Below are 12214 nucleotides of genomic sequence, written 5' to 3' on the forward strand. Positions count from 1 at the left end.
CGACATCCTCTACCCGGTCGGCCCTACCGAGGGCGGTCCTCACGCGTCAGCGCGTATCGGCACGGATCAGCGACAACAACAGCGCGTGCGTCTCGGCGTCGGCTGCCGCCACGAGACCGCGGCCCGCGGGGCCGACGGGCGCGCCGTCGACTCCGGTGACGACGCAGCCGGCCGCCCGGCACAGCGCGATGCCGGCGGCGAAGTGCACGCTTTCGGTCAGGCCGGTGCCGTCGGTGACGTAGGCGGCGCGTTTCCCGGCCGCGACCCAGGCCAGGGCCAGCGTCGTGGACACGACCCGCGGCCGCAGGCGCCGCACGAAGCCGGGGTGGGCGAGCAGGTCGACCGCCCGGAACGCGGGCGCTCCCGGGAAGGGCGGGTCCAGGTTCACGTCGACCAGCCGGGTGGCCGCGCTGGGCGCCAGCGGTGTGTCCTGGCCGTCGTGCCGGGCCCGGGCGGTCTCACCGTCGGTGAAGAGGACCTCGCCGCCGAACGGGTCGGCCACCGCCGCCGGGCCGCCGCGCAGGGCCACGTTGACGGCCACCGCCATGGTGCCCGCGGCGTAGTTGAGCGTGCCGCACAGGGGATCCACCAGCCACTCGCGCGCCGCGTCGGCCGCTCCCCGCCGCCCGCCCTCCTCACCGCATATCGCGTCGTGGGGCCGCGCGGCACGGATGACGTCGAGGATCGCCTCCTCGGCCGCCACGTCCGCGTCGGTGGCGAAGTCCCCGCCGCCCTTGTCGAATCGGGTCAGCCGCTGTCCGTAGCGGGCTCGCACGGTCTCGGCGCCGGCCCGGGCGGCGGCGATCGCGACTTCGGTGTCGTCATGACGCGCACCGGTCCGGTCGTGGGACGCAGGCAAGTTGATCACGGTGTGCAGGGTAACGGCCGAAGCTCTCCGGGCCTCCGGTTCGACGGCGCCGGGACCGCCGGTCCACTTCAGGAGGTCCCGGCGTGGCAGGACCGGCGTGCGGAGGCTCCCCGTGGCGCCGGTGATGACCCAGTCCAGTCGGTCCCGGGTGCCGACCAGTTCGGCGATCCGGCCCTCGACACGCTCCCGTTCGATGGACAGCCGGTCGAGCAGTACGGGCGTGGCCCTGCCGTGGACCGCGTACGGCATGAGTTCGACGATGGTCCGCTCGACAGGCCCGCGGCGTAGAACGTCCTGAGCCCCGGCCGGAAGAGCCTCACACACCCTCTTCGGAGCGGATCCCTTCCTCGACGGGATCTCCGGCTACGAGGCCACGGGGGCCGCCGACGAGAACCCCGCCCACGTCGTTCTGGTTCAACGACGGGTGACCCTGGCCTACCTCCGCCACACCCTCGGCATCGACAGCACCGACTGGACTGCGGTGCGCAAGGCCCTCGCCGGCACCACCCATCTCCCTCGGCCGACTCGAATCCAAGTGAGCCCACTTCGCGAGAGCGCCCGGCACCCAGCGCGACGAACACCGCCGTCGACTCACTCTTGACACGGTCACGTCGACCGCTTGTATGGTCTAGTCCAACAGAACTCGCCGCTCCGTTTGCGGAGTTGAGCCCTGCCGGGGTCCCACGCCCCGGTGGGGACGGTGAGTGCGCGTCACCTTCGCGCCTCCTGGCCCCACCCACGAGAGGCCGTACTCGGCGTGCGCGCGGTCCCCCCACACATGGCCGCGCGTGCCTGGGACGGCCGGATGTGAAGGAGTTCCCATGCACGCACGTAGGAAGACCGCTGCCCTGATCGGCGCGGTCCTCGCCCCTGTCGTGGCCGTAAGCCTGCCCGCCTCCTCGGCGAGCGCGCACGGCTACATCTCCGACCCGCCCAGCCGCCAGGCCCAGTGCGCCGCGGGCACGGTGTCCTGCGGCGACATCACGTACGAGCCCCAGAGCGTCGAGGGCCCCAAGGGCCTGACCAGTTGCAGTGGCGGCAACAGCCGCTTCGCGGAGCTGGACGACGACAGCAAGGGCTGGAAGGTCACCCCGGTGTCGAAGACCACGACGTTCTCGTGGCGGCTCACCGCGCAGCATGCCACCAGCACCTGGGAGTACTACGTCGGCGGTCAGCGGATCGCGCTGTTCGACGACGGCGGCGCGAAGCCGGGCGCGGTCGTGAACCACCAGGTCGACTTCGGCGGACTCACCGGACAGCAGAAGGTCCTGGCCGTGTGGAACGTCGCCGACACGTCGAACGCGTTCTACGCCTGCATCGACGTCAACGTCGGCGGCTGACGGGCCGGATGGAGCGTCCGGGGGCGATCGCGTCCCCGGTCGCTCACCCCCCGCCCGTTCTCCGCCCCTCCCTGCGTCCCTCCCCCCATCGAGCAGGAGTCGATACCGTGCAGCACCGCAAGCTCGCACTGCTGGCCGCCACCGGTGCGGCCGCCGCCCTGTGCACCCTGACCATGGCGCCGTCGGCCGTCGCCGAGAAGTCCGACACCCGGACCGCCGCCGCCGAATTCGTGGTCAGCGAAGCCCAGTTCGACCAGATGTTCCCGAGCCGGAACTCCTTCTACACCTACAGCGGCCTCACCGCCGCGCTCAGCGCCTACCCGGGGTTCTCGAACACCGGCAGCGACACGGTGAAGAAGCAGGAGGCCGCCGCCTTCCTCGCCAACGTCAGCCACGAGACCGGCGGTCTGGTGCACGTCGTGGAGCAGAACACCGCCAACTACCCGCACTACTGCGACGCGTCACAGCCGTACGGCTGCCCGGCCGGCAACGACAAGTACTACGGGCGCGGGCCCGTCCAGCTGAGCTGGAACTTCAACTACAAGGCCGCCGGGGACGCCCTCGGCATCGATCTGCTCAACAACCCCGACCTGGTCCAGAACGACTCGGCCGTGGCCTGGAAGACGGGCCTGTGGTACTGGAACACCCAGACCGGTCCCGGCACCATGACCCCGCACGACGCCATGGTCAACGGCGCCGGGTTCGGGGAGACCATCCGGTCCATCAACGGCAGCCTGGAGTGCGACGGGGGCAATCCCGGGCAGGTCCAGAGCCGGATCGACAACTACGAGCGCTTCACCCAGCTCCTCGGCGTCGAGCCCGGCGGCAACCTGAGCTGTTAGGACCCGTCCGGCCCGCCCGCCCCCTCGTGCCCACCGGAGCGCCCGGTCGCGAGGGGGCCGCGTCGGCGGCGGAACCAGCGGCCCGGGCCGCGACGGGGCCTGCGAGGACCGCGGCGAGCCGTCCGGCCCGCCTCCGCGCCGGTCCCGTCCGGCGCGGCAGGACTCCGTCGCCAGTCGTCGTCGGGCGACAGGAGCGGGGACCTGCGTTCCGCCTGAGTGCGGATCTCGACGTGGGATGCGTACGCCGTGGCACGGAACGCCTCCTCGTAGGAGGCCAGGGCCGCGCTCATCGCCCCGCCCGCCAGGCCCCGGCGGCGCACGCGCGACGCCAGCCGGGTGAAGCAGCCGAGGACCGCGGTGAGGCCACCAGCGAGGAGCACGTACGGCAGGAGCGCATCCATGGGCGCGAGCCTACCGGCCGGGCGGGCCTCGCTCCCCGGGCAGGCACGGCACCACGGGCCCGCGTCGCTCCCTGGAGCCGCGTCACTCCCCGGGCCCGCCACCCGCTCCGGGCGCACCGAGCCGCGCGAGGTCTTCGGCGTCCGGCTCCTCCAGCAGGAAACCGGCACCGCCCTCGAGCATGCCGGCGATCTCGGCCGAGCGCGGGAGCATCGTCTTCTCGTAGGTGCGCACGGCGTCGTCGACGGTGGCGGACGCCGCGAGGGCGAGCGCGAGTTCCGCGGCGTCGAGCATGGCGAGGTTGACTCCGACGCCGAGCGGGGGCATGAGGTGCGCGGCGTCTCCCAGCAGGGTCACGCCCGGCGTGTGCCGCCAGGTGTGCGGCACCGGCAGGGCGAAGAGCGGGCGGTCGACGTACGGGCCGTCGTTCTCGGTGATCATCCGGAGCAACAGCGGTGACCAGCCCGCGTACTCGGTGCGGAGCCGGGCGCGGATGCCCTCGGTGTCGTGCGGACGCAGCCCGCTCGCCGTCATCCAGTCCAGGGCGACCCTCCGCATGAGGTAGACCCGCATGTGGCCACCGCTGTTGCGCTGTGCGAAGAGGCCCCGCTGTCCGTCGGCCACGTGGGCGCTGCCCCGGCCGACCAGTTCGGACAGTTCCGGGTGCGCGGATTCCATGTCGTCGAACCAGGCTTCGAGGAAGCCGACCCCGGTGTAGCGCGGTACCGCGCCGGACACCGACGCGCGGACGCGGGAGAAGGCGCCGTCCGCTCCGATCACGAGGTCCGTCTCCACCGTGTTCCCGTCGGCGAACGTCAGCGTCCGCGGTCCGTCGGCCGGCCCGCCCACCGATTCCAGGCTGTGTCCCCACCGCACCGTCCCGGCGTCGAGCGATCCCAGCAGGAGCTCCCGGAGCTGGCCGCGGTCGATCTCCGGGCGGGCCGTCTCGCCCTCGTCCGGCAGCCGGTGCCCGAGGAGCCGCCCCGCGGTGTCGAAGCGGCGCTCCTCCTGGCTCTCGCACCTGGCGAGCGCGAAGAACTCCTCCAGCAGGCCCGCTTCGCGGAGCGCGAGCTGGCCGTCCTCCTCGTGCAGGTCGAGCGAGCCTCCCTGGTCGCGGGAGGCGGCGTCCGGATCACGGTCGTACACGGTCACCGCGATGCCGTGCTGCCGCAGCACGCGTGCGCAGGTGAGCCCTCCCGGGCCCGCGCCGATGATGCTGATCCGCGCGGTGTCGGGCGTCGGCGAGTTCATGGTGGCTTCCTTCCGTCGGCGGGTCCCCCGTTGGAAACCACCAAAGCAGAAACGAGACAGAAACTGCAACTGTTCCAGTTTCTTAGTTGCTGCTGTTTCTGCCTCAGTCCGGTTGCTGTGTCGTTCCAGTCGTGCGTTAGAGTGGCGCCATGCCCGACTCTCCGACCCCAGGCCGTCGCGAGCGCAAGAAGGCGGCGACCAGGCAGGCCATCGCCGACGCCGCCCTGGAGCTTTTCCTGGAGCACGGTTTCGACCGGGTCAGCGTCCGCGACGTCGCCGAGCAGGCCGACGTCTCGACGACGACCCTCTTCGCGCACTTCCCGAGCAAGGAGTCGCTGGTCTTCGACCGCGAGCAGGACGTCGACGCCGCGCTGTCCGCCGCCGTGCGGGAACGGCCCGACGGACAGGGCGTGGTCGAGGCGCTCCGGGCCCACGCCCTGGAGTCCTGGGTGCCGATCGTGACCGATCCGCGCCGGGCGCGTTTCACCGCCCTGGTCAGCGACACGCCCGTGCTCCGCGAGTACGGGGAGCGCATGTGGATGCGACACGCCGACACCCTGAGCACCGCGATCGCGGAGGAACTCGACCGGGAGCCGGACGACCCGGCGTGCGCGGCGCTGGCCCGGTTCGTCCTGGAGATCCCCGCCCTGACCACGGGACGGCGCGATCCCCGGGCGACCGTCGAGACGGCGTTCGACCTGCTCCTGCACGGCTGGAGCGCGCAGGCCGGCCCGTCGGACGGGTCCGCGTCCGCTCAGGCGGCCCGCGGGTAGTCGGGCAGCTCCAGGGACGAGTGGGCCGCGCTGCCCTCCTGCGCGCTCGCGGTCACCATTGCCCTCGCGGCCGCCTCCGGGTCGCGCAGCAGGGCGTTGCGGGCCTCGAGCTCCTGGCGCGTCGCGGGGGTCACCGCCGAGCCGCCGCTGGTGGCCAGCGCCTGGTTGCGCTCCGCGAAGGGACGGAACCGGCGCTCGTAGGCCGCGAAGGCGTCGGCGTGGTCCGCGTGCGTGGCCAGCTCGCCGGCCAGGACGTACGCGCCCACGAGCGCGACGCTCGACCCCTGGCCGGAGATGAACGACGTGGCGTGCGCGGCGTCGCCCGCCAGGACGACACGCCCGTGCGACCAGGTGGGCATGTGGATCTGGCTGACGACGTCGAAGAAGAGGTCGTCGGCCTCCCGCATGGCCTCGACCAGGCGGGGCAGGTGCCAGGCCCGCTCGGGGAAGCGCGCCGCCACCAGGTCGCGCTGGGCCCGGGGGTCGCGGAAGGCTTCGAAGGGCGGGGTGTCCCGGGTGAAGTTGAGGAATCCGAACACCGGGTCGGTGGGCTCGTGGGCGTAGAGAACGGCACTGCGTCCCGGCTCGTTCCACATGACGGCCTCGCGCGCGAGCCCGAACTCGTTCGCCAGCGTGAAGCCCGCGAAGACGCGTCCGAGGTAGCGGTGGAACGGCTCCTCCGGGCCGAAGACCAGCCTGCGCGTGTTCGAGTGCAGCCCGTCCGCGCCGACCACGAGGTCGAAGGTGCGGCGCAGGCCGCTGTCGAAGACGACGTGCACGGCGTCGCCGGCGTCGTCGAGTGTCGCGATCGAGTCCTCGAAGAGGAACTCGACCCGCTCCCGCAGCGGGGCGTAGAGCACCTCGGCCAGGTCGCCGCGCCGGACTTCGAGGTCCACCCCGGCCGCTCCCCCGGTCAGCTGCTCGGGCTGCAGCGAGCCGACCTCCTCCCCCGCGGCGTCCACGAAGGTGATCCGCCGACTGTTCACGTGCGCCTTGCTCAGCTCCGCCAGCAGGCCCATGCGGTCCACGGCCTCGCGGGCCGTGCCGCGCACGTCGATGGCGTAGCCGCCCCCGCGGACGACGGCGGCCTTCTCGACGACGGTCACCTCGAAGCCGTACCGGTCGAGCCAGTGGGCGAGCGCGGGGCCCGCGATACTTGCTCCGGAGATCAGTACGCGGCGAGCGGGACGGGACGTGTGGATCATGGCTTCTCACCTTTCCACCGGGGCGGACCCCGGGAAGACGGAGGCACGTGCCGCGAGGGCGGCACATATACGTACCTTAGGTATCTTTATGGAGGCCATAGGGCGCCCTCCCGGACACCGGCCGCTCCCCACGATATAGATACCTAAGTCAGGTATGCAAATGGAGATCTGATGACCCCCGAAGCCGCCGGACCGTCCGCACCGGACGATTCGCACGACGACCTGCTCACCGTGCTGCCCCGGCTCACCCAGCTCAGTGCCGCCTTCAACAAGGGACGGCTCACGGAACGCGCCGCCGAGGCGGCCGGGCTCGCCCTCGACCGCCCCGCCATGGGTGTACTGGTGACCCTGCGTACGGCCGACCAGCCGCTGCGGATCGGCGAGATCGCCGACCGGATGCAGGTCGTGGGCCCGCATGTCACCCGCCAGGTGCAGGCGCTGGAGAAGCGCGGTCTGGTACGCCGGGTCGCCGACCCCCACGACCGGCGCGCGAGCCTCATCGAACCGACCGGGGCCGGGCTGGAGGCCGCCAACCGGTACGTGACATCCCTGCTCGGCTGGTTCGCCGAGGCGCTCGCCGACTGGCCGAGGCAGGACCGCGAGGACCTCACGCGCCTCCTCACCCGTCTCGCGGACGACGTGACGGCACGGCTCGCCCGGCTCGACGCGGAGGACTGAGCGCCCGGCGCGGCCGTTGTCGCATCCCTTGATGCGGTCCGCAGCGGATGCATAGGATCGTGAAGCGAGCGGTTGAATCGTTTCAAGCGGCAAAGGCGGACACGCATGAGCGAGGAATCGAACGAGGAAACGACCGAGAGACCGACCGGGAACGGAACCGAGGGCTGGAACCGGAGAGTCTTCCTCCGGGGCACCGTGACCACCGCGGGTGTCGCGGGCGTCACGGCGCTGACCGGCGGCGGCGCCATCGCGGCGGCGGGCGGCGGAACGGCCGGCGGCCCGTCGGAGCCGGGGACGACCGGGACCGGTCTGCGCGTCGTGCGGACCGGCGTCGAGTACACCGGGAACCTGCTCGGCACGGACGTCGAACGCCCGCGGCTCTCCTGGGAGCTGGCCGCTCCCGGGCACGGCGCCCGGCAGACCGCCTACCACGTCCGGGTCACCCGGGACTCCGGTGGCCGGGGCCCGCGCACCCGCACGGTGTGGGACTCCGGCAAGGTCGCCTCCGACCGCAGCGTCGGCATCCCCTACGGCGGGCCCGCGCTGCTCCCCCGCACCCGCTACCACTGGCAGGTCCGGGTCTGGGACGCCGCCGGACGCCGTTCCCGCTGGAGCGAGAGCCGCTGGTGGGAGACCTCACTGCCGGCCGACGGCTGGCGGGCGAGCTGGATCGGCGCCGAGGAGCCGCCCGCGCCGCCGTCCCTGGCGGGCGCGTCCTGGATCTGGTCCCCCGGCGCGACCTCCTCGGACGCCCCGGAGGGCGAACGCCGGTTCCGCGCCACGCTCACCCTGCCCGCGGGCTCCGTGGTGCAGCGGGCCGTGGTGAGCGCCACGGCCGACGACGACTTCACCCTCTACGTCGGCGGGCAACAGGTGCTCCACGCGCCGCCGCAGACCGACGGCTGGCGCACCGGCCGCACGGCGGACGTCACGGAGCAGGCGCGTTCCGCCGACGGCGGGATCCTCGTCGCCGCCCTCGCCACCAACCGGCCCGGGGCCAGTGTGAACCCCGGCGGACTCCTCGCCCGCCTCCTCGTCGAGACCGAGGACGGACGCACCCACGAACTGCGCACCGGCGACGGCTGGCGCACCACCGACACCGCGCAAGAGGGCTGGGAACGGCCCGGGTTCGACGACGGCGGCTGGGAGGCGGCCGCCGTACTGGCCCCCTACGGCCAGGGGCCCTGGGGCGGCAACGTCACCGTCACCGGCCCCGAGGCGCCCGCCCCGCTGCTGCGCCGCTCCTTCACCCTGCACGGCCGCGTCGCGCGCGCACGCCTGCACATCAGCGGACTCGCCTACTACGAGGCGGAGATCAACGGTCGGCGCGTCGGCGACCAGGTCCTCGACCCCGGATTCACCGACTACGACGAGACGGTGCTGTACGCCGTCCACGACGTGACGGAGCTGCTGCGACGCGGCGAGAACGCCATCGGGGTCGCCCTCGGGCGCGGCTTCTACGGCATGACGACGCCCAACGTCTGGAACTGGCACCGCGCGCCGTGGCACGGCGAGCCGCGACTGCTCGCGCAGTTGGAGATCGACCACCCGGACGGAACCCGCACCACCGTCGCCACGGACGGCGAGTGGCGCATCACCGAGGGACCGACCGTGTCCAACTCCCTGTACGCCGGGGAGACCTACGACGCGCGGCGGGCACCCGACGGCTGGTCACGGGCCGGGTTCGACGACTCGGGGTGGCGGCCTGCCGGGGTGCGCGAGGCGCCGGGCGGCACGCTCCGGGCGCAGCCGCACGACCCGATCGAGATCGTCGACACGGTCCGCCCGAAGGCGGTCCAGGAGCTGCGCGACGGCGTGTACGTCGTGGACATGGGCCGCACCATGGCCGGCTGGACCCGGCTGACCGTGCGCGGGGCCGCCGAGGGCACGGTGGTCCGGCTCGTCCACGGCGAGAAGCTCAAGGACGACGGCAGTGTGCACGCGGAGACCGGGCACGTGCCGGGCCGATTCCAGACCGACGAGTACGTGTGCGCCGGCCGGGACGAGGAGGTGTGGGAGCCGGGCTTCTCGTACAAGGGCTTCCGGTACGTCGAGGTCCACGGCCTGCCCGCGCGGCCCGCCCCGGAGGACGTACTGGGACGGCTGGTGCACTCCCGGGTGGACGAGGTCAGCTCGTTCTCCTGCTCGGAGCCGTTCTACGAGTGGCTCGACCGGGCCATGCGGCGCACCGTCCTGAACAACCTGCACGGCATCCCCACCGACACGCCGATGTACGAGAAGAACGGCTGGACCGGCGACGCCCAGCTCGGCACGCCGGTCATGACGTACGCCTTCGGGATGCAGCGCTTCCTGTCCAAGTGGCTCGGGGACCTCGCCGACAGCCAGAACGACGACGGGCAGCTCCCCGTGATCGTGCCCAGCGGCGGCTGGGGCTACGGCGACCTGGGGCCCTCCCCCGAGTGGACGACCGTGTACCCCTTCGTGGTGCGCGAGTTGTACCGGGTGTACGGGGACGAGCGGGCGGCCCGGGAGCACTGGGAGACCCTGACCCGCTACCTGGACTGGGAACTCGGCCGGCTGCGGGACGGCCTGGCCGTCACCGCGCTCGGCGACTACCTGGCGCCCGGCTACGGCGGCAACCCGCCCGAGGACACCCGGCTGACCGCGACGGCCTACCTGCACCGGGCGCTGCTGCACACGGCGGAGCTGGGCGAGGCGCTGACCGGCCTGCCCGGCGACAACGATGTCCCCGGCCGCTACCGTGCCGCCGCCGAGGGGCTGCGGGACGCGTTCAACGAGGCGTTCCTCGGACCGGACGGGCACTACCGCACGGCCAAGGACCCGGACTACCGGCAGACGTCCAACGCGATACCGCTGGCGTTCGGGCTGGTGCCGCCGGGAGCCCGGGCCACCGTCCTGGAAAGCCTGGTCGCCGACATCGAGAGGCGCGGGAACCACCTCAACACCGGCGCTCTGGGCACGAGCGTGCTGCTGCGGGTCCTGTGCGCCCACGGCCGCCCGGACGTCGCCCATGCCGTGGCCACCCGACGCACGTATCCCAGTTGGGGCTACTGGCACGACAACGGTGCCGACACCATGTGGGAGATGTGGCCGCTGGACTCCCGCTCGCGCGACCACTACTTCCAGGGCACCGTGGCCCAGTGGCTGTACGAGAACGTGGCCGGGCTCAGGCCGGGTGACGCGGGGTGGCGCACCTTCACCGTGCGCCCCGACGCCCGTACGGGTGTGGAGTGGGCGCGCACCTCGATCCGTACCGTGCGCGGGGAGGCGGCCGTGGCGTGGTCCGCCGTCGACGGCAGGCTCCGGCTGACGGTCCGCGTGCCCGTGGGGTCGCGGGCGGAGGTCCACGTGCCGGTGTCCGAGGGCGGGCGCGCGAGCGCCCCCCACGGGGCGGAGTTCGTGCGGTCGGTGCCCGGCTTCGACATCCTCCGGGCCGGCCACGGCAGTTGGGAGTTCACGGGCGACGTGTGACGCGGCTCGGCCTCACGCGTCCGCGGACCCTGCCAGGGAACGCGGGCGCAGGTCGGTCCAGTTGGCCTCGACGTAGGCCAGGCAGGCGTCCCGGGTGTTCTCCTCGAACACGGTCGTCCACCCGCCCGGCACCGCCGCGAAGGACGGCCAGAGCGAGTGCTGGCCCTCGTCGTTCACCAGGACGACGAAGCGGCCGTCGGCGTCGTCGAAGGGGTTGGTGCTCATACGCGGTACCTCCCAGTGGATTAGGTTAGGCTCGCCTAATGCGCGATGAGCTTAGCCTTCCGAATTTCCGCTCCACAAGGAGACGTTCATGAGGTGGGCGGGGGCGGACACCTTCGCCGCGTTCGGACTGACCGCCGTGCCCGGCACCGACGCCTTCTGGGACGGCCTGACAACGCCCCTGTCGATACCCGACGGCGACGGGTGGACGACCCTGTTTCTGCGGCGCGGGGCGCAGGCGGCGAGCGTCGTCTTCGAGAGCTGGTCGGGTCCGGTGCCCCTGCGGCGCTGGCGCGACACGGACTGCTGGTACGCCGAGGTGCGCATGCCGGCGCGGCTGCGGGTGACGTACCGGTTCGTCGTGGGCGAGGACGCGTACGCCGACCCGTACAACCCCGCGGGCGCGGGCGGCGAGCGGTCCGTCGCAGCGACCCCGGACGCCCCGGCCCAGCCGCACTGGCCGCTGGTCGACGCCACCGACGTCCTGCCCCTGCCCCGCACCCGGCTGCGCTGGACCAGCGAGCGGCTCGGCGGGCGGCGCACCGTGCGGGTCCACCCGGTGGGCGGGGGCGGGCCGGTGGTCCTGCTGCTCGACGGGGACGACTGGCTGTACCTGCACCCGGCGTCGGCCGCCTTCGACTCGGCCGTCGCGAGCGGTGAGATGCCTCCGGTCACCCTGGTGTTCCTCCCGGCCGGGGACCGCGGCGCCGAGTTCGGGTGCCGTCCCGCGTTGTGGGAGGCCGTGCGGGACGAGTTGCTGCCCCTGGTGGCCGGGAGCGGGGTGCGGGCCGACCCCGGCCGGACGGTGGTCGCGGGGCAGAGCCTCGGCGGTCTGAGCGCGCTGTACGCGGCGCTGGAGTTCCCGGACCTGGTGTCGCGTGTCGCCTGTCAGTCGGCGTCGCTGTGGTGGACGCCCGGCGCCGCGGAGCTGCCGGACCCCCTGGGCGGCCCGGTCGGCGGCACGATCGCGGCGCGGCTGCGCGCCCGTCCCGACCTGTCCGGGCTGCGGATCGCGTTCGACGTGGGGGAGCACGAGACGCGGATGCTCCCCCACTGCGCCCTGGTGGAGACCCTCACCGAACAGGCCGGTGCGACCGTGCGGGTCTCCAGGTCGGCCTCCGGCCACGACCGCGCGGGCTGGCGGCACGCGCTGCTCCGGGACGTGGCCTGGGCCCTCGGGTAG

11 protein-coding genes are annotated in these 12214 nt (G+C 73.0%); 6 read left to right on the forward strand and 5 right to left on the reverse strand.

Going from position 1 to position 12214, the window contains the following annotated elements; all coding sequences use genetic code 11:
• Window positions 1-46: 46 nt before the first annotated feature.
• Window positions 47-868, reverse strand: coding sequence for an inositol monophosphatase family protein (locus tag ACZ7MF_RS16675; RefSeq protein WP_471478853.1), 822 nt, complete (start codon window positions 866-868; stop codon window positions 47-49).
• A gap of 821 nt (window positions 869-1689) precedes the next feature.
• Here ACZ7MF_RS16675 and ACZ7MF_RS16680 point away from each other — a divergent pair.
• Both ACZ7MF_RS16680 and ACZ7MF_RS16685 read left to right on the forward strand, forming a co-directional pair.
• Window positions 1690-2208, forward strand: a complete 519-nt coding sequence (locus tag ACZ7MF_RS16680) for a lytic polysaccharide monooxygenase auxiliary activity family 9 protein (RefSeq protein ID WP_361001912.1) — start codon at window positions 1690-1692, stop codon at window positions 2206-2208.
• Window positions 2209-2315: 107 nt separating this feature from the next.
• Window positions 2316-3050, forward strand: a complete 735-nt coding sequence (locus tag ACZ7MF_RS16685) for a chitinase (RefSeq protein WP_471477535.1) — start codon at window positions 2316-2318, stop codon at window positions 3048-3050.
• On the opposite strand, the gene ACZ7MF_RS16690 is transcribed toward ACZ7MF_RS16685, so the two are convergent.
• Both ACZ7MF_RS16690 and ACZ7MF_RS16695 read right to left on the reverse strand, forming a co-directional pair.
• Window positions 3047-3451, reverse strand: coding sequence for a hypothetical protein (locus tag ACZ7MF_RS16690; protein ID WP_471477536.1), 405 nt, complete (start codon window positions 3449-3451; stop codon window positions 3047-3049). The genes ACZ7MF_RS16685 and ACZ7MF_RS16690 overlap by 4 nt on opposite strands.
• Before the next feature lie 82 nt (window positions 3452-3533).
• Complete coding sequence (locus ACZ7MF_RS16695; RefSeq protein ID WP_471477537.1) at window positions 3534-4700, reverse strand: FAD-dependent oxidoreductase; 1167 nt, start codon at window positions 4698-4700, stop codon at window positions 3534-3536.
• Window positions 4701-4849: 149 nt separating this feature from the next.
• On the opposite strand from ACZ7MF_RS16695, the gene ACZ7MF_RS16700 reads away from it, so the two are divergent.
• Entirely contained in the window at window positions 4850-5473 is a 624-nt protein-coding gene (locus tag ACZ7MF_RS16700) for a TetR/AcrR family transcriptional regulator (protein WP_471477538.1), read from the forward strand.
• Here the strand turns inward: ACZ7MF_RS16700 and ACZ7MF_RS16705 are convergent.
• The gene (locus tag ACZ7MF_RS16705; protein ID WP_471477539.1) at window positions 5455-6678 is read right to left on the reverse strand and encodes an FAD-dependent monooxygenase; all 1224 of its coding nucleotides are present in this window, start codon (window positions 6676-6678) and stop codon (window positions 5455-5457) included. The genes ACZ7MF_RS16700 and ACZ7MF_RS16705 overlap by 19 nt on opposite strands.
• A gap of 171 nt (window positions 6679-6849) precedes the next feature.
• Here ACZ7MF_RS16705 and ACZ7MF_RS16710 point away from each other — a divergent pair, with 171 nt between their 5' ends.
• Window positions 6850-7356: a MarR family winged helix-turn-helix transcriptional regulator gene (locus ACZ7MF_RS16710; protein ID WP_471477540.1), complete on the forward strand. Its 507-nt coding sequence runs from the start codon at window positions 6850-6852 to the stop codon at window positions 7354-7356.
• Window positions 7357-7461: 105 nt separating this feature from the next.
• On the forward strand, window positions 7462-10809 hold the full coding sequence (locus ACZ7MF_RS16715) for a family 78 glycoside hydrolase catalytic domain (RefSeq protein ID WP_471477541.1): 3348 nt from the start codon (window positions 7462-7464) through the stop codon (window positions 10807-10809).
• Between the two features lie 12 nt (window positions 10810-10821).
• Here the strand turns inward: ACZ7MF_RS16715 and ACZ7MF_RS16720 are convergent, their stop codons facing one another.
• Complete coding sequence (locus tag ACZ7MF_RS16720) at window positions 10822-11034, reverse strand: MbtH family protein (protein WP_356857987.1); 213 nt, start codon at window positions 11032-11034, stop codon at window positions 10822-10824.
• A gap of 88 nt (window positions 11035-11122) precedes the next feature.
• Between ACZ7MF_RS16720 and ACZ7MF_RS16725 the strand changes: the two genes are divergently transcribed.
• Complete coding sequence (locus tag ACZ7MF_RS16725) at window positions 11123-12214, forward strand: alpha/beta fold hydrolase (RefSeq protein ID WP_471477542.1); 1092 nt, start codon at window positions 11123-11125, stop codon at window positions 12212-12214.

This window comes from Streptomyces sp. NPDC111628, assembly GCF_055635195.1.

Excerpts from the sequence above, each read along its gene's own strand:
- ACZ7MF_RS16680 (WP_361001912.1), top strand. The coding sequence starts at position 1,690 with ATGCACGCACGTAGGAAGACCGCTGCCCTGATCGGCGCGGTCCTCGCC.
- ACZ7MF_RS16690 (WP_471477536.1), bottom strand. The coding sequence starts at position 3,451 with ATGGATGCGCTCCTGCCGTACGTGCTCCTCGCTGGTGGCCTCACCGCG.
- ACZ7MF_RS16695 (WP_471477537.1), bottom strand. The coding sequence starts at position 4,700 with ATGAACTCGCCGACGCCCGACACCGCGCGGATCAGCATCATCGGCGCG.
- ACZ7MF_RS16700 (WP_471477538.1), top strand. The coding sequence starts at position 4,850 with ATGCCCGACTCTCCGACCCCAGGCCGTCGCGAGCGCAAGAAGGCGGCG.
- ACZ7MF_RS16705 (WP_471477539.1), bottom strand. The coding sequence starts at position 6,678 with ATGATCCACACGTCCCGTCCCGCTCGCCGCGTACTGATCTCCGGAGCA.
- ACZ7MF_RS16710 (WP_471477540.1), top strand. The coding sequence starts at position 6,850 with ATGACCCCCGAAGCCGCCGGACCGTCCGCACCGGACGATTCGCACGAC.
- ACZ7MF_RS16715 (WP_471477541.1), top strand. The coding sequence starts at position 7,462 with ATGAGCGAGGAATCGAACGAGGAAACGACCGAGAGACCGACCGGGAAC.
- ACZ7MF_RS16720 (WP_356857987.1), bottom strand. The coding sequence starts at position 11,034 with ATGAGCACCAACCCCTTCGACGACGCCGACGGCCGCTTCGTCGTCCTG.
- ACZ7MF_RS16725 (WP_471477542.1), top strand. The coding sequence starts at position 11,123 with ATGAGGTGGGCGGGGGCGGACACCTTCGCCGCGTTCGGACTGACCGCC.